The organism is Streptomyces sp. GL_140 (genome assembly GCF_057834465.1).
In genome coordinates, this window is record NZ_CM174404.1 from 790,490 (window position 1) to 808,939 (window position 18,450).

The following is an 18,450-nucleotide window of genomic DNA, read 5'->3' on the forward strand; positions in this document are numbered from 1 at the left end:
CGCCCCTGTCCCGTTCCCGTTCCCGGTCCCGTTCCCGTTCCCGGACGTGATCCTCCGAACCCCGGTGGCGGATGTCAACGCGGACGGTAGACGACGAGGGCGTCGGGGAGCTCGTCGAGGACCAGGGCGGAGGGGGCCTTCGCGTACTCGCCGTCGTAGGCGATCGGAGTGCCCGTCGGAATGTCCGCGATCCGCAGGCTGCGCAGCCGGGTCGCGACGTGCACCGGGGAGCGGGTCAGGGGCCCCGTGAAGGCGGCGGCCAGGAGGCGGGGCCCAGGGCGGCCGCCGCCGTGGACGAGGCGGACGTCGAGGAGGCCTTCGCCGAGGGTGTCCCGGCGGCGGGGGGTGGGGCCGGTGCCGAGGTAGGTGCCGTTGCCCGCGAAGAGGAGCCATACGCTGCGGGGCTTCCCGGCCAGCCTCAGCCGCACGGGCCTCTCGGCCCTCAGCACCTTCCAGGCCGCCAGGATCGCCGCGGGGCCGCCGCCGATCCTCGGGGCCCAGTGCAGGCGGTGGCGCAGCAGCTCCGGGTAGGCGCCGATGCTGAAGTTGTTCAGGAAGTAGCCGGACCTCCCGGGCTCCCCGGGCTCCCCGGACTCCTCCAGCGGTCCGGGGCTGAAGCGGCCCACCGCGATGTGGACCGCGTGGCCGGCGGCCACGGCGCGGCAGGTGTCCTCGACCCCCGCCAGGCCGAGGTCCAGCGCGAAGTGGTTGAGGGTGCCGCCCGGAAACACCGCCAGCGGCACCCCGGCGCGCAGCGCGGCGGTGGCGGCCGCGTTGACCGTGCCGTCGCCGCCGCAGACCCCGAGCACGGTCGCCCGCGATGCCGCTGCCGCCAGTTCCGCGGGCAGGTCCCCGCCCTCGCACTCGATCACCTCGGCCTTGGGCAGCCGGGAGCGCAGCAGGTCGATCCCCGCGTCCGCGGCCGTGCCCGACCCGGTGTTGACCACCACCGCGAGTCCGGCCCCGTCGGGCAGCGCGGGCGCCCCGGCGGCGGCCCGCTCGCTGCCGGGCACCACCCGAACCTCTTGCGCGTCGCGCGCGAGGCGGCGTACGACGAACCCCGCGGCCACTCCCAGGGCCGCGCCCGCGAGCACGTCGGAGGGGTAGTGCACCCCGGTGTACACCCGGGAGAAGGCCACCGAGGCGGCCACCGGGACCAGTGCGGCGCCCCAGCCCGGGGACTCCAGTGCCACCCCGGCGGTGAAGGCGAAGGCCGATGCGGCGTGCCCGGACGGGAACGAGGTCGTGTGCGGTTGCGTCGCCAGCTGCCGCGCCGCGGGCACGCCGTCCAGCAGCGGCCGCGGCCTGCGCACGGACCACTTGCCCACGGTGTTGATGGTCGCGGAGGCCACCGCCAGCGAGGCGGCGCCCCGCACGGCGGCCTTGCGGGACCGGGCCGATCCGACGACGGCGATCGCCGCGGCGGCCCCCGCCCACAGCATTCCGTGGTTCGCGGCGCGCCCGATGCCCGGCAGGGCCCGGTCGGCTCCGCGCCAGTGCCGGCGGGCCACCAGGTCGAACAGCCGGCGGTCCCACTGGGCCACCGCCCCGTGCCAGGTCAGCGGGTTTTGCGTGTGCGTTGCACGATTCACCATGGGACCCGTGTACCCCATCGCCAGCCCGCCATCCCTTTCGCACCTGCCGACTCGCTGGGCAGGCCTACCGGGCGGGCGCCGCCGAGTCAGTGCGCGGTCCAGTGGAACTTCCCGCCGCCCACCCAGCAGACCTCGGCCGGGTCGTCCAGGTCGTGGATCACGACGCCGCCGCTCGCCGCGGTCAGCACCACGTCCGTCATGGATCTGGCGGTGCCGACGACCTGACCGTCGATCTCGACGATGCGGAACGGCGGATCACCGGGCTGCACCCCGAGTACGGTGACCCGCGCCGCGGCGAGGTAGGGAATCGCGCCTTCGGTCATGGCAGCTCGCCTCCACTCACACGTATTCAGTCTGCGCGCCCCGGCCCCGGCTCACCCGGGCGGACCTGCCCGGCAGCCGAAAAAGGCCGTGCGCGGGACGGAAGCGGCTCTCTAGGCTCTCCTCCGCGGAACGGCGAGGGAGCGAGGGAGGCACCGGCCATGACCGACGACGACGTGCTGGAGATCTTGGGCGTGCTCCGGGAAGCCGGCACGGAGGTCTGGATCGGTGGAGGCTGGGGCATCGACGCCCTGCTGGGCCGCCAGACCCGCCCCCACCGGGATCTGGACCTCATGCACCGCGAGGACCAGGAGCCGACGGTCGTTGCCGCCCTTGCCGGAGCGGGGTTCACCGAATCGCTCGACCAGCGCCCCGTGCGGTTCGTCGTCACCGACGGGGCGGGACGCGAGATCGATCTGCACCCACTGGTGTTCGCACCCGGTGGAAGTGCCGTCCAGGCCTCGCTGGAGCCGGGGAGCCCGTTTGTCTACCCGGCAGCCTGCTTCGTCACCGGGACGATCCGGCACCGCGCCGTTCCCTGCCTCTCCGCCGAACAGCAGGTCTACTTCCACCAGGGCTACGAGCCCACCGACCGGGACCGTCACGACATGGCCCGGCTCCGTGAAGCGTTCGGGATCGCCACCCACTTCTGATCCGCCCCGCTCGGCGGCCCGCCTCTGCTCGGCTCGGCTCGGCTCGGCTCAGTCTTCGCTCCCGACACCGCGACCGGGTGCGCTCATGTCGCCCGTCGCGGGCGTGCCGTCGGCGAGCCCGTAGCGCAGGTGGACGGTGCCCTTCGGGCCCGCCGCCGGAGGTTCGAGGAGGGTGAGGTTCGTGGGCACCTCGCCGCCGTCGAAAACCTTCTTCCCGACGCCGAGCACGATGGGGTGCACCCAGAGGTCGAGGCGGTCGAAGAGCTTCTCCCGCAGGAGGGTCTGCACCAGGTTCAGGCTCCCGACGACCTTCACGTGCTCGTGCCGGTCCCGGATCTCGCGCACCGCGGCGGGCAGGTCCGGGCCCAACTGTGTGGACCCCGCCCAGGAGAGCTCGGGCCTGCCGCGGGAGGCCACGTACTTCGGGACACCGTTGAAGAGCTCGGCGATCTCGTTGTCCGCACCGCCCTCCTGGTGGGGCCAGTAGGCCGCGAAGAGGTCGTACGTCCGCCGGCCGAGCAGGAGTGCGCCCGTACCCTCGTACGCGGCGGCGACCTGCGCCCCGGACACCTCGTCCAGCAGTGGTGCCTGCCAGCCGCCGAACGGGAACCCCACCGGGTCCTCGTCGGGCCCGCCGGGCGCCTGCCCGACGAGGTCCAGGGTTGCGAACATCTCGATGTGGATGAGGCGTGCTCCCGATGACTTCGACTGCCCCCGTCGGAAGGTAGACCCGCGGGCGCCGCGAAACTCATCGCCGCGACGGCGTCCGGCCCCGTTCGGCCCTTAACATGCGGGAATGGAGATCCAGGTGGGCCGAGTAGCGGTCCACTACGTGGAGCACGGGACCGGGCGCCCCGTGCTGGTGCTCCACGGCGCCGGTGTCGACCACCGCGAGGCCGAGGCCTGCTTCGAGCCGGCTCTCGACGGCGTGGCGGGGCTGCGGCGGATCTATCCCGACCTCCCCGGAATGGGCCGGACCGGCGCCCCCGAAACGCTGCGCAGCGCCGACGACGTCCTCGACACGCTGCTCGCCTTCGCGGACGAGGTCACCGGCGGGACCCCCCACCTCCTCATCGGTCACTCGGCGGGCGCGTACTTCGCACAGGCGATGGCCGCGCGGCGCCCGGTGGCGGTCGCCGGTCTGGCGCTCGTCTGCCCGTTGTTGCCCACCCTGCGTGACGTACCGGAGCACAGGGTCGTCGCCGGATCGGGTGCGATCGGTGACGAGGTCTTCCGGAGCTACTTCGTGATCCAGACTCCGCCGATGCTCGAACGGTACGAGCGCTACGTCGCTCCGGCCGCGGCCCTCGTCGACGAGTCGGCGCTCCGGCGCATCGGGGAGCGGTGGGCGCTCACCCCCGTCCACGACCCCGCCCACGCACCGCCCTACGCGGGACCGACCGCGGTCGTGGCGGGGCGGCTGGACTCGACGGTCGGGTACGCCTCCGCCGTCGACCTCCTCGACCACTACCCGCACGCCTCGCTCGCCGTGGTCGACGACGCGGGGCACGCCCTCCCCCACGAGCAGCCGGAAATCCTGCGCGCCCTCCTCCTCGAGTGGCTCGAGCGCGTGGAGCGCGGTCGGCGGTCCGACTAGTCGGCGACGACCCCGGTGTTCTGGCAGGCAGTCAGGAGCCAGCGGCCGTCGGCCTGCTTGGAGACCACGTACAGCGGGGCGCCCTCGCTCTGGGCGCCCGGAGCCGAATAGAGCTGGCGGACCTTGACCGCCGCGACGTCGGGGCGGATGAAGAGCACGTGCGCCACCTCGTAGGTGACCTTGCCGTCCCAGCTCGCCGCGGGGAGGACCTCGCGGGTGAACGCCGAGATCGCGTCGAGGCCGATAAGGACCTTGCCGTGGGCCGTCGTCCAGATCGCGTCCGGGTGGAAGAGTCCGAGGAACTCCTCGGGGTCCTTGTTCTGCTGACTGTGCTCGACGGTGGCGACGAGCCGGCCGATCGCTTCGAGGTCCGCCGTGCGGGACATGGGTTCCGTGGTCATGTGAAGCATCATCACACCTCAAGTCCAGTTGAGGTCAAGCCCGGAGGCCCGGAGTCGGAACCGCGGGGAACGCGGGAACCGTCCTGCAACTCGTGATCGACAAGACCGAACTGATGACTGCACTGACGACCGACCGGCTCGTCGAAGCCTGGCAGCACATCCACTACGCGTCCCCGGTGGACGAAGCCGACCCGGTCGCCCTGGAATGCGCCCGCCGGCTTGCCGCCGATCCCGGCGGGGAGCAGGCCCATGTGTGGGTGTCCGGGCTCCTCTCGATGTCGGACTACCTCGCCTGGCGTCCGGGTCAGGAGGCCGCGCAGGCCTGCCTCGACGCCCTGCGCGCCGCGACGCAGGCCCTGGGCAGTCGTGCCTGCACGCACGGGGACCACCCGTACGAGGCCGAAATGGACTCGTACGGGGACGAGGTCTGGGCGGGCGACAACGGGCTGCTGACGGGCCGGCCGACGGTGCAGGACGACGACGCCGTCGCCGACGCCGGGCGGGTGCTGTGCCCGGCCAACGTGGCGGGCTGGGCCCGGCTCGCCACGGACGTGCTGGCCCCTCTCACCGTGCGCCGCATCCCGGCGGGAGCGCCCGAACACCACCACGACAGCATCTCCACCCTCTCGGGGATCGTGAACGACCATCCCTACTGCGATCCGCACGAGGCGCTGGCCGACGAGGCCGCCGGGCTGCCTTCGTATCCGACCCGCGGGGTGCTCGCCGGTTACCTCGTGACCATGAACGCGACCTGCTGGTACGCGGCGTCGGAGAGGATCACCGAGCGCTCGGTTCTGGACGCGATGATCGAGGGGATCCGGGCCGCCGTTCCGCTGCTGCGCGACGACCGGTGCACGCACGGCCCCGGTGGGCATCCCGATACGGGCGACGCGGACCATCTGACCCAGGTCGGCTACCTCCTGCGGAGCCCCGGCGGCCGTGCCGAGCTCGCCGAAGAGCACGGATGGGACGAGACGGACGGGGCGGACGAGCCGCAAGGCGAGGACGAGCCCCTGGACGCGTGGGTGTGCCCCGCCTTCCTGCGCAGCCTCGCGGAGGAGGCACTCGGAACCCTGACAGCGGCACTCGACGCCTTCGAAACAACGCCGAGCGAACTGCCCGCCGGCCGCACCGGGTAATGCACGCCTCCCAAGTGCCGTCCTGCCGGGGCGCGTTCGGATCGCGCGGCGCGCACTTCCCGGCGGGGCGGGGCTCGGGCATCATGGGCCGGCACCGGAGTTCAACCGCGCGGGGCCGGCCCGCGTGACCTGCGAGCGCGACGACCCGGAGGCCCGTGTGGCATCGGACGACCAGGCGAGGCGCGATGAGCTCTACCTCGACCCGTACCCGCTCTACGCCCGCGCCCGCCGGGCTGAAGGCCTCACGTACGTACCGGAGTTCGACGCGTGGCTGGTTGCCCGGGACCGGGACGTGCGGGAGGTGCTGGTACGCGTGGAGGACTTCTCCTCCGTCAACTCGCTGACCCCGGACATCGCCCTCTCGGAAGCCGCTCTGGGCGTGCTGCCCCGGGGCTTCGCCCCACGCCCCACCGTCGTCACCTCGGACGGCGCGGAACACCGGCGGCACCGGGGCGTGTTGAACCAGGGGATGTCCGTTCCGCGCGTGACGGCCGTGCTCCCGTACGCCCGGGAGTGCGCGCGCGAGCTCGTGGACGGCATCGCGGCGCACGGTTCCTCGGAGCTGATGGAGGCGTACGCCCGTCGGCTGCCGGGGCAGGTGGTCGGCCGGCTGATCGGCCTGGACCCGGCGGACGTGCCCGCCGCGGTGCACGGCGGGTACCGGGCCGAAGAGCTGTTCTTCAGGCCGATGCAGCCGCAGGCGCAGGCGGCGGCAGCCGAGGACGTGGTCGCGCTCCAGCACCTGCTGGACGGATACATCCGCGACCGGCGCGCCTCGCCCCGGGACGACCTGTGCTCGGCCATGGTGGCCGCCCTGGCACCCGGTGAGGACGAGCTCACCCTGGATCAGCGCCACGAACTGGTGGCCGGCCTGCAGAACCTGCTGATCGCCGGATTCCTCACCACCAGCGCGCTGATCGGCAGCACCCTGCTGCATCTGCTGCGCGACCGGTCGCAGTGGGAGGCGCTCTGCGCCGACCCGGCCCTGATACCCGCCGCGGTGGAGGAGGCCGCACGCTACGACGCGGCCGTTCAGGCCTTCCGCCGCATCACGACCCGCCCGGTGACGCTCGCCGGGACGAAGCTCCCGGCCGGCGCCTCGGTGCTGGTCGCCTACGGTTCCGCCAACCGCGACGAGGACCGGTACGAACGGGCCGACCGGTTCGACATCGGCCGTCCCGAATACCGGCGCCACCTAGCCTTCGGCCACGGACCCCACGGCTGCCCCGGCTCGCACCTGGCCCGCGAACAACTGCGCATCACCCTGCAGGTGTTCGCCCACCGCATGCCCGGCCTCCGTCTCGACCCGGACGTCCCCCCGTCGGCCATGCGCCCCACCTTGATCCACCGCTCGCCGCAGGCCCTGCACGTGACCTGGTGAACACGCGGGGCGGAAGCCTTCGGCCCTGGCACCCGGGTCCGCGGGGCCATACGATGCGTGTGCTCGGGTAGTTGTCCGGGCCACAACTGAATCGCTGCCGCTGTCCGTCCGGGATGCGCGCCGGGCCGCCGCGCCCCTGCGCGCCGGGCTGGCCGGAGCCACTCCCCCACCGGTCCGGCCGGCCCCCTCCGCGGTCCGTCCGGAGCTGCTGCGGGCGCGCGGGATCACCGTCGCCTACCAGGGGGTGCCCGCAGTGCGCGAGGTCGACCTCAGCCTGCGCGGCGGCGAGGTCACCGCCCTCATGGGGCGCAACGGCTCGGGAAAGTCCTCCCTGTTGTGGGCCCTGCAGGGGGCGGGACCCCGTAGGTCCGGCTCGGTGCGGATCCCCGGCACGGGGGCGGCGAACCCCTCGGATCCCCGGAAACTCTCCACCTCCGAGGCGCGCCGGCTCGTCGGACTGGTCCCCAGACCCCCACCGACCTCCTCTACCTCGAAACGGTCGAGCAGGAACTCGACCAGGCGGACAAGGAATCCGCGTCGGCCGCGACCGGCCCGAGCGCCCGCGCCGTCCTGGACCGCCTCGCTCCCGGGATTCCGGACACGACGCACCCGCGCGACCTGTCGGAGGGCCAGAAGCTGGCCCTGGTCCTCGCCATCCAACTGGCCGCCGCTCCCAGGGTGCTGCTGCTTGACGAGCCCACCCGCGGTCTCGACTACCAGGCCAAGGAACAGCTCGTCCGGATCGTCGACGAACTCGCCGCCGAAGGCCGCGCCGTCATGATCTCCACCCACGACGTCGAGTTCGTGGCACGCGCCGCGGACCGCGTCGTCGTCATGGCCGAGGGAGACTTCGTCGCCGACGGTCCCACCACCGAAGTCATCGTCGCCTCGCCGGTCTTCGCCCCGCAGACGGCGAAGATCCTCGCGCCCCTCCCCTACCTCACCGTCGCCCAGGTGGCCGCCGTGCTCCCCGGCACCGGCCGAACGGACTCACCCTCATGACCGGGCGCGCGACCGCCATCCGCATCGGCCCGCGCGCGGGCCTCGTCATCGGGATGGCGGCCTTCCTCGGTGCGGTCGCGTTCTTCTGGCCGTTCCTCGTGGCGCCCGGCAAGTTCGGCTCGAACTACGCGCCACCGTTGATCTTCGGCGTGCTGCTCGTGATCGTGCTGTGCGTCGTGAGCTCCGAGATCGCCGAGGGCGGCATCGACTCCAAGGCCCTCGCCATGCTCGGCGTCCTGTCCGCCGTGAACGCGGCCGTCCGCCCGCTCGGCGCCGGCACGGCGGGCATCGAGACGGTGTTCTTCGTCCTCGTTCTCGCCGGCCGCGTCTTCGGGCCGGGCTTCGGCTTCACCCTGGGCTGCACCTCCCTCTTCGCCTCCGCCCTCATCACCGGTGGGGTCGGGCCGTGGATGCCGTACCAGATGTTCGGCTGCGCCTTCGTGGGCATGCTCGCCGGCTTCCTCCCCAAGGCGACGGGCCGCCGCGAAGTCATCATGCTCGCCGCCTACGGCTCCCTCTCGGGCTACCTCTTCGGCTTCCTCCTGAACCTCTCCTTCTGGCCCTTCTCCCTGGACCCCAACAGCTCGATCGCGTACCTGCCCGGCCTCCCCTTCACCGAGCAGTTCCACCGCTACCTCGCCTTCGACCTGGCCACCTCCCTCGGCTGGGACACCGGGCGCGCCGTCACGAACCTCGTCTGCATCGCCCTCGCGGGCCCCGCCGTCCTCACGGTCTTCCGCCGCGCCGCCCGCAAGGCCCGCTTCCAGGCCCCCGTCCGATTCACGGCCTAGCCGCCCGGGGTGAACGTCACCGGCAGGGTCAGGGGCCCTCGCAGGCCGCCGGGGCGCCAGGGGATCTCCACCGGGGGGACCGCGAGGGCGAGGCCGGGCAGGCGCCGCAGGACGGTGCCGATGGCGATCCGGCCCTCCAGGCGGGCCAGTGGGGCGCCCAGGCAGTAGTGGATGCCGTGCCCGAACGCCAGGTGGGCGTTGTCCGGCCGGGTGATGTCCAGGCGGTCGGGATCCGGGAACCGCTCCTGGTCCCGGTCGGCGAGGGCCGAGCCGATCAGCACGGTCTCGCCACGCGTGATGCGCACGCCCGCGATCTCCACGTCCTCGCGCGCGAACCGGGCGATGCCGGGGCTGACCGGGCCGTCGTAGCGCAGGAACTCCTCGATCGCGCCCGGCAGCAGGCCGGGATCGCGGCGCAGCAGGTCGAGCTGGTCGGGGTGGGCGAGCAGCATGGCGACGGCGCCGCCGATCAGGTTGACCGTGGTGATGTAGCCGGCTGCCAGCAGCAGGAACACCATCGCGACGAGCTCGTCCTCGCTCAGCCGCTGTTCCTCGTCCCGGGCGCTGACGAGGGCGCTGAGCAGGTCCTCGCCGGGGTCCGCCCGCTTGGCGCGGACGAGTTCGGTGATGTACGCGCGCATGTGCTCCCACGCCTCGTTCACCACGGCGGGGTCCGGCGGCTCCGCGCCCCGCGTCATCATGCGGTCGGTCCAGTGCTGGAACTCGTGCCGCTCGTCCACCGGTACCCCGAGCAGTTCGCCGATGACCGTGACCGGGAGCGGCAGCGCGAGGTCCGCGACGAGGTCGGCGCGGCCGGCCTCCACGACCGCGTCCAGCAGCCGGTCGGTGACGGCCTGGACGCGCGACTCCATGTCGGCCACGCGGTGGGCGGTGAACGCCTTGGAGACCAGGCGGCGCAGGCGCGTGTGGTCGGGCGGATCGCTGTGCACCATGTTGCCGAGCATCGCCGCGTGCTCCGCATCGGGCAGTTGCTTCAGGAGCCGGGGGTCGGAGGTGTCGCGCACGTCGCTGCTGAGGCGGGAGTCGGACAGGGCCGCGAGCCCGTCCTCGTAGCGGGTGACGAGCCAGGCTTCCAGGCCGCCCGCGATGACGACCCGGCGGACCGGGCCGTCCTCGCGCAGTTGCCGGTACAGCGGGAACGGGTCGGCGACGAAGGCCGGGTCGGTGTAGGGGAGGAGGACCGGTTCCTCGTTCATGACGTCTCCCGTGCCTCGGAGGTGCCGCGGAGCGATTCCTTCGGGGGCCGCTCGCGCAGGGCCCCGTACCCGATGAAGTAGGCCGGCACCCGGTTCAGCCACCGCGAGTCGGTGACGAGCTCCGTCAGCCGCTTCGCCCGCTGCGGGTCGCCGAAGGCGACGCGCCCGGCCAGCAGGGGTTCGATGACCTGGGCGTGGGCCAGGCGTTGCAGGCCCTGGGTCGCCAGGGTCGTGGGCATGCGGCGGCGCTGTACGCCGCGTACGTCGTGGAGCCCCACGCTCCCCGCGCGCAGCGGTCCCACCAGGTGGCGTGCCGCGGCCACCGCGTCCTGCACGGCGAGGTTGATGCCGATGCCGAAGACCGGCGACATGGCGTGGGCGGCGTCGCCGATGCACAGCAGGCCCGGTCGGTGCCAGCGCCGGAGCCGGTCCAGCCGTACGTCGAGCAGCTTGACCTCGTCCCAGGAGGTGACCGAGTGCGCCCGGTCGGTCAACCACGGGACGGCCTGGGTGAATTGGGCCATGAAACGGTCCAGTCCCTCGGCGCGGCGCTCGGCATCGGTTCCCTTGGGGATGAGCCCCGCGATCTGCCAGTAGTCGCCGCGGTCGATGAGTGCGCTGAAGAACCGTTCGCCCAGGCCCCCCACGAGCCCGCTGGGGTCGTCCTCGTGGCGCGGCAGCCGGAACCACCAGGCGTCCATCGGGCAGGGGAAGCTCTCCAGGCCGAGCTCGGGCAACGTCCTGGCGAACGATCCGCGGCCGTCACAGGCCACGGTGAGCGTGGCCCTGAGCTCGCCGGTGGCGCCGTCCGCCGTGCGGTACCGCACGCCCGCGACGCGGCCGCGCTCCATCAGGAAGGACGTCGCCTCGGTGTTCCTGCGCAGCTGGAAGGAGGGCTCCTTGCCCGCCTCGTCGGCGAGCAGGTCGAGCAGGTCCCACTGCGGCACCATCGCGATGTAGTTGTACTTGCCGTGCAGTGCCGCGATGTTCCCGACCGTGACCAGGGAGCGGTCGGCTCCGATGGGCAGCTGCACCGAGGTCACCCGCCGCTGCGGCAGCCGGGCGAACCGCTCGGCGAGGCCGATGTCGTCGAGCAGCGACAGGGTGGACGGGTGGACGGTGTCGCCGCGGAAGTCGCGCAGGAAGTCGCCGTGTTTCTCCAGCACGGTGACCTCCACCCCGGCCCTCGCCAGCAGCAGCGCCAGCACCATCCCGGCGGGCCCGCCTCCCACGACACAGCAGCCCGTACGCTCCACGGCAACCACTCCCTCAGCCGGCATCGGGTAAGCCCCGTCCGACGTATACCCCAGCGGGGGCGGCAGTTGCGGTAGCGGTTTCGCGAGTCGGCCGATTGCCGGAGATCGGCGAGGGCGCGGTCGGCCGTTCGTCGGGGTTCCGAAGTCCCCCCACCGGCACCACCTCGGCGTCACACCCGGCGTCACATCCCGGTGGGGCACACGTGGGCGATGACCAGCGCGACGTCATCGGCGGCGTCGGGGTGCCGCAGTGCCGCCAGCAGCCGGTCGCAGGTCCGCTCCGGGGAGAGACGGGGATCGGCGAGGAGGCCGAGGAGGAGGTCGAGGCGGTCGTCCAGGGACTCCTCGCGGGTTTCGACGAGGCCGTCGGTGTACAGGATCAGCCGGTCTCCGGGGACCAGGTCGAGGACCGTGGTCCGGAAGGGGGAGCCGCCGAGGCCGCCCGCGCCCAGCGGCACGCCCGCGGGCAGGTCGAGCAGTTCGGGGTCCCGTCCCGACCGTACGAGGACGGGTGGCGGGTGGCCGGCGAGGGCGAGGCGGCAGTGGGAGCGGTGCGGGTCCCAGGCGGCGTACACGCAGGTCGCGATGGTCTGGTCCAGTCCGGCGGTGATGTGGTCGAGGTGGCGCAGGACCCGGGCCGGGTCCAGGTCGAGATCGGCGAGGGTGCGGGTGGCCGTGCGCAGCTGACCCATCGTGGCCGCGGCGTGGACGCCGTGTCCCATGACGTCGCCGACGACGAGGGCAGTCTTGTCGCCGGCCTGGGGGACGGCGTCGAACCAGTCGCCGCCGATTCCGCTGGCCACGGCCGCGGGCTGGTAGCGGTAGGCGATCTGCAGTCCGGTGGCCTGGGGCGGTGGGTGCGGCAGGAGGTGGCGCTGGAGGGTGAGGGCGGTGTCCGCGGCGTGCTGGTACCAGCGGGCGTTGTCGATGGCGATGGCGGCGCGGGTTGCCAGCTCGCCGGCCAGGGCGACGTCGTCCTGGGTGAAGGGGAGCGGGTTGCGGGTGCGCAGCAGGCCCAGCACCCCGAGGACCTGTCCGCGGGCGGTCAGGGGCACGGCCAGGTACGAGTGCACGCCCTCGTGGGCGAGGAGGTCCGCGGCGGCCTCGTCGCGCGCGATGTGCGCCAGATCGGGCCGGGTCACGTGCGCCACCAGGACGGGACGACCGGTGCTCACGCAGCGCGTCACCAGCCGTTCGACGGGGTAGGTGGTGCGCTCCCCCACCGGATCGGCGGCGCGGACGGCGTCCGTCTCGTAGGCCGCCGCGACCGCCAGGGCCCTGAAGAGGGCCCGGCCGGACACCGGGCCGGGCGCCGTGGTCACTCCGCCTTCCAGGACCGAGTCGAGGACGTCGACGGAGGCGACGTCGGCCAGGTCGGCCACGACGAGGTCGGCGAGTTCGCGGGCCGTGCGCTCCAGGTCCAGGGTGGTCCCGACGGTCACCGATGCCCGGGCGATGAGGTCCAGGTGCCTGCGGGCCTCGGCCGCCTCCGTGGCCGCGCGGTGGCTTTCGGTGACGTCCACCACCGACAGGGCGACGCCGATCACCCGGCCGCCGGGGTCCTCCAGCCGGTAGTACGAGCCCGACCAGGCGTGGTCGTGGTCCGGATCGGCGGGGGTGCGTCCGACGGCGAACTGGTCCAGCAGGGGTTCACCGGTGTCGAGGACCCGGCGCATGGAGGCTTCGATCACGTCGATGTCCAGGAACGGCAGCGCCTCGCGGACGGTGCGGCCGAGGTGCTTCTCGGCGGGCAGGCCGTTGATCCGCTCCAGCGCCGGGTTGACCAGGACGTAGCGGAGGTCGGTGTCCAGCACCGCGAGCCCGAACGGGGACTGCGCCACCAGCCGCACCGACAGGGCCAGGTCGCGCTCCACACCGCGCAGTACGGCCTCGTCGCAGGCGATCCCCAGGGCGTACACGGCTCCGCGCTCGTCCAGCAGCCGCATGTTGCGGAATTCCACCAGCCTGGTGGAGCCGTCCTTGTGCCGCACCGGGAACACCCCGGCCCAGGCACCGCCACCGGCCATGACCTTGGCGAACAGCTCCAGGACCAGGTCGACGTACTCCTCGGCGACCAGCAGCTCGGCCGCGTACCGGCCCAGCGCCTCCTTGGCGGACCAGCCGAAGAGGTCCTGGGCCTGAGGGCTCCACAACGTGATCCGTCCCTCGGCGTCCAGTACCACCGCGGCCACGCTCAGCACGTCCAGCAGACCGCCGGGCTCGGACGGGACCACTCCCACCGGTCCGGACCCGGCCCGGAACGCCTCGGACACGACCATGACCGGACCTCCTTCACGCACCGCGGGGGGATCCCGGGCCGACGGTCCTGTTCCTCGCCGGCCCCCTGCCGATCTCCTCTCATCCTCCCCCCGCCCCACCCGGACGGCAGCCTCCGCACACCCCCGCGTCCCCGTTCGCGCTCCGCCGCCCGGGTGCCCGTGCGCCGTGTCGCCGTGTCGTCGCGGGGCCCGCCCCGCCCCGGCACGAGGATGTTGCGGACATTTCCCCACTCGGCAGGAGCCCTCCCGTGCTCGAACGCAAGCGCCGCAACGGCGGCAAGGACCAGACGGAGATCACCTTCGTCCTGCCGGCGGACACCCCGCCCGGAGCGGTCAGTGTGGTGGGCGACTTCAACGGCTGGCAGCCGGGCACGCACGAGCTGCGGCCGCGCAAGGACGGCATGCGGGCGGTCACCGTCGCCCTGCCCGGCAGCAGCACGCACGTCTTCCGCTACTTGGCCGCGGGCGACTACTGGTTCAACGACGAGGGAGCCGACGCGCACGACGGCTCCAACAGCCTGCTCCGCACCTGACGGACCGCGTCCACACGACTACCCACCGCCTCCGGGAGCGCCCACGAGTACCGTGGGAGGGGATCCCGGGGGCGCACCAGCGGATGGGGTTGACCATCGTGTCGACATCGAGTCACGAGACATTCGGCGCACCCTGCTGGGTCAGCCTGCTGGCCCGCGACCTCCGCACGGCACAGGAGTTCTACGGTGCGGTGCTCGGCTGGGAATTCGGGCCCGCCCATCTCGGGGAGGCGTTCGCCGTCGGGTTCAGCGACGGGGTCCCGGTGGCCGGCATCGGCGCCCGCCCTCCGGAGCTCACGGTCCCCGAAGCCTGGACCCCGTACTTCGCCGTGGACAACTGCGATGTCACGGCGGCACGCATCCGCGAACGCAGCGCGACCGTCGCCGTCGGCCCCCTGCACTTCGGTACCGGACGGGCCGCGCTCGCCGCCGACCTCGACGGGGCGGTCTTCGGGATCTGGCAGGGCGATGCCATCCCCGACTGGGGCATGGGCGCGGAGGCCGCCCCGGCCTGGCTCGAACTTCGCACCAGGAACGCCTTCGACGCCGCCATCTTCTACGGCGAGGTCCTGGAGTGGGCGTGCGACCATGCCGGCTGCTGCGAGGTCGCGTACGTCGAGGAGAGCGACCGCATCCTGCTGCGCCACGCGGGCCGTACGGTGGCCCGCCTGCACGGCGGGACGCTCGCCGAGGCCCCCGACCCGCAGCTGCGGCCCCGCTGGCACGTGCACTTCCGGGTGCCCGACCTCGAAGCCGCGGTGCGGGCCGCCCTCGGCCTGGGCGCCAGCACGGTGTCCGGCACCGGCTCTGGTCCCGTGCCCGGCGAGGTCACGCTGCGGGACCCCGACGGCGCGGAGTTCAGCGTCGCCGGTCCCGTCCAGGCCGTCTAGCCGGGGTCCGCCCGGACTCGAGGGGCCGGGGGCCCACGAGAGTGCCGGACACTAGTGCAACTCGTGCCGCATGCAGGGCCAGCAGGATTACCTTCCCTACGCGGACCACCTCACCGCCCTGCCGCCCTGGACTTAAGGGACCCCTGTGCCGAGACTCGAAGATCCGACGCGCCCCACCACCGCCGCCCCCCGGACCCCCGGGCACCCGGTGCCCGAGTCGGCGACCACCTGGGCGGTCGGAGTGCTCATGGCCAGGACCCCCTGCTCGGCCCGTGACGCCCTGCGGATCCTCACGACCGCCGCCGATCACGCCGAGGTCGCCACCGAAGACCTGGCCGTCGCGATGTGGGCCTCGCGCAGCACCCCGCTGCCCGCCCCCCTCGAACGCGCCCTGCGCCACGCCATCCGGGCCGCCCGCACCCCCGCCCCCGCGCACCGGCCGGCCAGGGCCGGGCTCGTGCCGAACCCCGCCCGGACCGAGGAGGTCCTGACCCGACTGCGCGGATGCCAGGCCCTCCTCGCCGCCTCGCCGCAGGACCCGGCGGCCCTGCAGGCCATGGACGACACCGCCTACACCCTGTGCGTGCTGATGGGCCGGACCACGACCCACGAAGCCATCGCCGCGGCGGAGGAACGCCTCGCCGTATCGGCCTAGATCGTCTCCGACGGCGCTCAGTACACGAGCTTGTAGGTCACGTCCTTCGGTACCGGGTCCGGTGCGGTGTCGGTGTACAGGAGCCGGATCGTGGTGAAGCGCTGGACGTCGGGGTGCTCGGGCCAGGCCTGCGGATTGCTCAAGGTCACCGTTACCGGGTAGGCGCGGAAACGGCCGGCCGCGCAGTAGGGGCGGCAGTCGTTCACCATGTCGGTGCCGGTGGCCGTCGCGGTCCTCGTCCCCCAGGTGTCCCAGCGGAGGCCGACGAGGCGGTTGTTGCCGTCACCGCAGGCCAGGAGGTACTCCTCGGGGCGCATTTGGGCCTGGGAGAAACAGTCGACCACCACGACCGGATCCAGTGGATCCAGGCTCCGGACCGACGGCACCGCGCCGACGTGCGCGGACGCCTCGACCGCGGCTCCCGGGATCGCGGCGGCCGTCATGGCCACCGCCGCGCACAGCAGGGTGGCCGTCCGCATCCTGCGCCGGGATGCGCGTGCGGGACGGCCGGTTGCCGAAACGTTCACGAAGAGCCTTCCTTGCCACTCTGCCGCCACTGCGCCCTACGCCCCGCCCCGCGCCCGCCACCTCACCCAGCTTGCCCCATTCGTGTGGACATCGCACCCTCTGGGAACGGGGCGGGCCGGGCCGTCCGCGTCACTTGCGCAGCAGGGCGCAGACGAAGTCCTCCTGGACCTCCCGGACCCGTGCGAGCAGGTCCGGGTTGCTGTTGAGGGAGGTCTGCGTGGTGATCGAGAAGGTCAGCGAGCGCCGGCCGTCCGCCGTGGCCGCCACCAGCTGCGTGTAACCGGAGGTGTTGCCCGTGTGGCCGTACACCGCTCCGCAGCGCGTGGTGTAGCGGTAGATCGCCAGGCCCGCCTCGCTGCGGCCGGGGCCGGGGGGCTGGGACGGGGCGGCGGGGATGAAGGTGAACTGCTGCCGCCGGATGCGGTCCGAGACGAGCGCGCCGCCCGCGTAGCCCCGGATGAACGCGGTCAGGTCCTTCGGTGTCGAGACGATGCCCCCGGCCGCCCAGGCCCCCGAGGCGCCCACGGCCTCGCTGACGTCGACGGGTCCGGCCTGCGGATCGATCTGGTAGCCGTGGAGGAAGGGCGCGGGCAGCCGGTATCCCTGCGGCAGGCTCGTGGCATCCATGCCCAGCGGCTCGTACACGAGCTCGCGCAGCAGTGCCTCGTACCGGCGTCCGGTGACGGCCTCGGCCATGAGGGCGACGGCGATGTTGTCGGAGTTGGAGTACTGGTAGCGGCTGCCCGGCCGGAATTCGAGGCCGTCGTCGGCCACGAACTCCAGCAGGTGCCGGGAATCGAAGTGGTGGCGGGGGTCCTCGGAGATGATGTCGATGAACCCCTGGGAAGCCGAATAGTCCGGCAACCCGCTGGTGTGGTTGAGCAATTGACGCAGGCTCACCCGGCGCCACGCGTCCGGCTGGCCGGGCAGCACCTCGCCGATCGTGTCGTCCAGGTGCAGCCGGCCGCGGTCGACGAGCCCCAGTGCCACCGCTCCGCTGAAGGCCTTGGCGACGCTGGCGATGCGCATGTGGTCGGTCGCCCTCGGCGGTCGGCCGCTCTCCACGTCGGCCACGCCCGCCCGGTAGACCTCCGTACGGTCGCCCTCGCGCAGGACGGCGATGACTCCGGGCGGCCCGTCGGGCCGCTCCACCAGCTCCCGCAGCTCCTGATGGAGCGAGGCCCCCGGCGGCGGGTTGCGGTCCGCTCCGGCCTGTGCGGGCTGCACCGACCCGCCGAGCACGGCGCCGCACACGGCGGCGGCTGCGGCGAGGCGCAGCGACGAGCGGATCCGGCGGGCGCGGCCGGACGGGCGTCGGGACACGGAGGTACCTCCCGGGAAGACGGAGCGCGGCGGCCCGCCACGACAGGGCCGGTGGCCCACCATGACAGGGGCCGTACCGGCGCCGACGGCGACACGTCCGTGCGTCGGCCGGCCGTGGCCCGTCCGGCCCCGGCAGCCACCCGGTCAGATGTACATGTCCTTCTGTTCGTACGAGGGCCCGTAGTAGCGCTCCAGCTCCTCCAGGGACTCGTGCGTGCGCTCCAGGCTCTTCGAGATCCTCGCCCTGGAGGGAGCCGCGTCCGGGTTCCAGGTCTCCGGCTTCCACAGCGCGGAGCGCACGAAGGCCCGGGAGCAGTGGAAGTAGACCTGTTCGATCTCCACGAGGAGGGCGAGCGTGGGGCGGTGCCCCTTGACGGTCAGGTCGTCGAAGAAGGGCGCCTCGCGCAGCAGCCGGGCCCTGCCGTTGACGCGCAGGGAGTCGCCGCGGCCCGGGATCAGGAAGAGCAGACCGACGTGGGGGTTGGTGAGGATGTTGCGGTAGCCGTCCGCACGGCGGTTTCCGGGGCGGTCCGGGATCACGAGGGTGGTGTCGTCGAGGACCTTGGCGAAGCCGGCCGGGTCGCCCTTGGGCGAGACGTCACAGGTGCCGTCGGCGCCGGAGGTGGAGATCAGGCAGAGCGGGGAGTGCGCGAGCCACTGCCTGTGGTGCTCGTGCAGCGTCCGCCGTTCCTTGCTGAGGGCCACGGGGGTGGGTTCGCCGAGCAGCTCGCGCAACTCCCCCTCGGTGGTGATCTCCTCGAACGCCTCCGTGCTCACTGCCCGCCCCCATCCGCTCGTGCGCGGCAGGACCGCCGCTCTGCCGTGACGATGCCACGGCCGTCCGGGCGGCGTCGACTCCCCGGGGGTGGCGTCGATCACGATCACGGGG

General features: G+C 73.1%; 18 protein-coding genes and 1 pseudogene. 9 read left to right on the forward strand and 10 right to left on the reverse strand.

Annotation, left to right across the window (positions count from 1 at the left end; all coding sequences use genetic code 11):
* Window positions 1-74 precede the first annotated feature (74 nt).
* Window positions 75-1,595, reverse strand: a complete 1,521-nt coding sequence (locus AC3IYJ_RS03790; RefSeq protein ID WP_489399918.1) for a bifunctional phosphatase PAP2/diacylglycerol kinase family protein — start codon at window positions 1,593-1,595, stop codon at window positions 75-77.
* An 86-nt stretch (window positions 1,596-1,681) separates the two neighbouring features.
* The gene (locus AC3IYJ_RS03795; protein WP_489399919.1) at window positions 1,682-1,918 is read right to left on the reverse strand and encodes a hypothetical protein; all 237 of its coding nucleotides are present in this window, start codon (window positions 1,916-1,918) and stop codon (window positions 1,682-1,684) included.
* Between the two features lie 159 nt (window positions 1,919-2,077).
* On the opposite strand from AC3IYJ_RS03795, the gene AC3IYJ_RS03800 reads away from it, so the two are divergent.
* A complete protein-coding gene (locus AC3IYJ_RS03800) occupies window positions 2,078-2,569 on the forward strand; it encodes a nucleotidyltransferase domain-containing protein (RefSeq protein WP_489399920.1) in 492 nt (163 codons plus the stop codon).
* Between the two features lie 48 nt (window positions 2,570-2,617).
* Here AC3IYJ_RS03800 and AC3IYJ_RS03805 read toward each other — a convergent pair whose 3' ends face one another.
* A complete protein-coding gene (locus AC3IYJ_RS03805; protein WP_489399921.1) occupies window positions 2,618-3,241 on the reverse strand; it encodes a dihydrofolate reductase family protein in 624 nt (207 codons plus the stop codon).
* A gap of 124 nt (window positions 3,242-3,365) precedes the next feature.
* Between AC3IYJ_RS03805 and AC3IYJ_RS03810 the strand changes: the two genes are divergently transcribed.
* The gene (locus AC3IYJ_RS03810; RefSeq protein WP_489399922.1) at window positions 3,366-4,166 is read left to right on the forward strand and encodes an alpha/beta fold hydrolase; all 801 of its coding nucleotides are present in this window, start codon (window positions 3,366-3,368) and stop codon (window positions 4,164-4,166) included.
* Here AC3IYJ_RS03810 and AC3IYJ_RS03815 read toward each other — a convergent pair.
* A complete protein-coding gene (locus AC3IYJ_RS03815) occupies window positions 4,163-4,567 on the reverse strand; it encodes an SgcJ/EcaC family oxidoreductase (protein WP_489399923.1) in 405 nt (134 codons plus the stop codon). The genes AC3IYJ_RS03810 and AC3IYJ_RS03815 overlap by 4 nt on opposite strands.
* 113 nt (window positions 4,568-4,680) lie before the next feature.
* On the opposite strand from AC3IYJ_RS03815, the gene AC3IYJ_RS03820 reads away from it, so the two are divergent.
* The 4 genes and pseudogenes from AC3IYJ_RS03820 (at window position 4,681) to AC3IYJ_RS03835 (ending at window position 8,880) form a co-directional block, all read left to right on the forward strand.
* Complete coding sequence (locus tag AC3IYJ_RS03820) at window positions 4,681-5,706, forward strand: hypothetical protein (protein ID WP_489399924.1); 1,026 nt, start codon at window positions 4,681-4,683, stop codon at window positions 5,704-5,706.
* 157 nt (window positions 5,707-5,863) lie between these two features.
* A complete protein-coding gene (locus AC3IYJ_RS03825; RefSeq protein ID WP_489399925.1) occupies window positions 5,864-7,087 on the forward strand; it encodes a cytochrome P450 in 1,224 nt (407 codons plus the stop codon).
* A 94-nt stretch (window positions 7,088-7,181) separates the two neighbouring features.
* A pseudogene (locus tag AC3IYJ_RS03830) lies at window positions 7,182-8,089 on the forward strand (ATP-binding cassette domain-containing protein); the annotation flags it as partial.
* On the forward strand, window positions 8,086-8,880 hold the full coding sequence (locus AC3IYJ_RS03835) for an ECF transporter S component (protein ID WP_489399926.1): 795 nt from the start codon (window positions 8,086-8,088) through the stop codon (window positions 8,878-8,880). The pseudogene AC3IYJ_RS03830 and the gene AC3IYJ_RS03835, both read left to right, overlap by 4 nt.
* On the opposite strand, the gene AC3IYJ_RS03840 is transcribed toward AC3IYJ_RS03835, so the two are convergent.
* The 3 genes from AC3IYJ_RS03840 to AC3IYJ_RS03850 all read right to left on the reverse strand — a co-directional run bounded on the left by AC3IYJ_RS03840 (window position 8,877) and on the right by AC3IYJ_RS03850 (window position 13,632).
* Window positions 8,877-10,097 (reverse strand): cytochrome P450 family protein, encoded by a 1,221-nt coding sequence (locus AC3IYJ_RS03840; protein WP_489399927.1) that lies wholly within the window; start codon window positions 10,095-10,097, stop codon window positions 8,877-8,879. The two genes, AC3IYJ_RS03835 and AC3IYJ_RS03840, sit on opposite strands and share 4 nt — an antisense overlap.
* Window positions 10,094-11,353 carry an FAD-dependent oxidoreductase gene (locus tag AC3IYJ_RS03845; protein ID WP_489399928.1) on the reverse strand — a complete coding sequence of 420 codons (1,260 nt, stop codon included), beginning with the start codon at window positions 11,351-11,353 and terminating at the stop codon, window positions 10,094-10,096. Before AC3IYJ_RS03845 ends, AC3IYJ_RS03840 begins: the two co-directional genes overlap by 4 nt.
* A 182-nt stretch (window positions 11,354-11,535) precedes the next feature.
* The gene (locus tag AC3IYJ_RS03850) at window positions 11,536-13,632 is read right to left on the reverse strand and encodes a SpoIIE family protein phosphatase (RefSeq protein WP_489399929.1); all 2,097 of its coding nucleotides are present in this window, start codon (window positions 13,630-13,632) and stop codon (window positions 11,536-11,538) included.
* A 248-nt stretch (window positions 13,633-13,880) separates the two neighbouring features.
* On the opposite strand from AC3IYJ_RS03850, the gene AC3IYJ_RS03855 reads away from it, so the two are divergent.
* The 3 genes from AC3IYJ_RS03855 to AC3IYJ_RS03865 all read left to right on the forward strand — a co-directional run bounded on the left by AC3IYJ_RS03855 (window position 13,881) and on the right by AC3IYJ_RS03865 (window position 15,710).
* On the forward strand, window positions 13,881-14,165 hold the full coding sequence (locus AC3IYJ_RS03855) for an isoamylase early set domain-containing protein (protein ID WP_489399930.1): 285 nt from the start codon (window positions 13,881-13,883) through the stop codon (window positions 14,163-14,165).
* A 149-nt stretch (window positions 14,166-14,314) separates the two neighbouring features.
* Window positions 14,315-15,055 carry a VOC family protein gene (locus AC3IYJ_RS03860; RefSeq protein ID WP_489402678.1) on the forward strand — a complete coding sequence of 247 codons (741 nt, stop codon included), beginning with the start codon at window positions 14,315-14,317 and terminating at the stop codon, window positions 15,053-15,055.
* Window positions 15,056-15,200: 145 nt separating this feature from the next.
* A complete protein-coding gene (locus AC3IYJ_RS03865; RefSeq protein ID WP_489399931.1) occupies window positions 15,201-15,710 on the forward strand; it encodes a DUF5133 domain-containing protein in 510 nt (169 codons plus the stop codon).
* 17 nt (window positions 15,711-15,727) lie between these two features.
* Here AC3IYJ_RS03865 and AC3IYJ_RS03870 read toward each other — a convergent pair whose 3' ends face one another.
* From AC3IYJ_RS03870 to AC3IYJ_RS03880, 3 genes are all read right to left on the reverse strand, one after another.
* The gene (locus AC3IYJ_RS03870; RefSeq protein WP_489399932.1) at window positions 15,728-16,237 is read right to left on the reverse strand and encodes a hypothetical protein; all 510 of its coding nucleotides are present in this window, start codon (window positions 16,235-16,237) and stop codon (window positions 15,728-15,730) included.
* 130 nt (window positions 16,238-16,367) lie between these two features.
* Complete coding sequence (locus tag AC3IYJ_RS03875) at window positions 16,368-17,561, reverse strand: serine hydrolase domain-containing protein (protein WP_489399933.1); 1,194 nt, start codon at window positions 17,559-17,561, stop codon at window positions 16,368-16,370.
* A gap of 144 nt (window positions 17,562-17,705) precedes the next feature.
* On the reverse strand, window positions 17,706-18,338 hold the full coding sequence (locus AC3IYJ_RS03880) for a pyridoxamine 5'-phosphate oxidase family protein (RefSeq protein WP_489399934.1): 633 nt from the start codon (window positions 18,336-18,338) through the stop codon (window positions 17,706-17,708).
* Window positions 18,339-18,450: the final 112 nt, after the last annotated feature.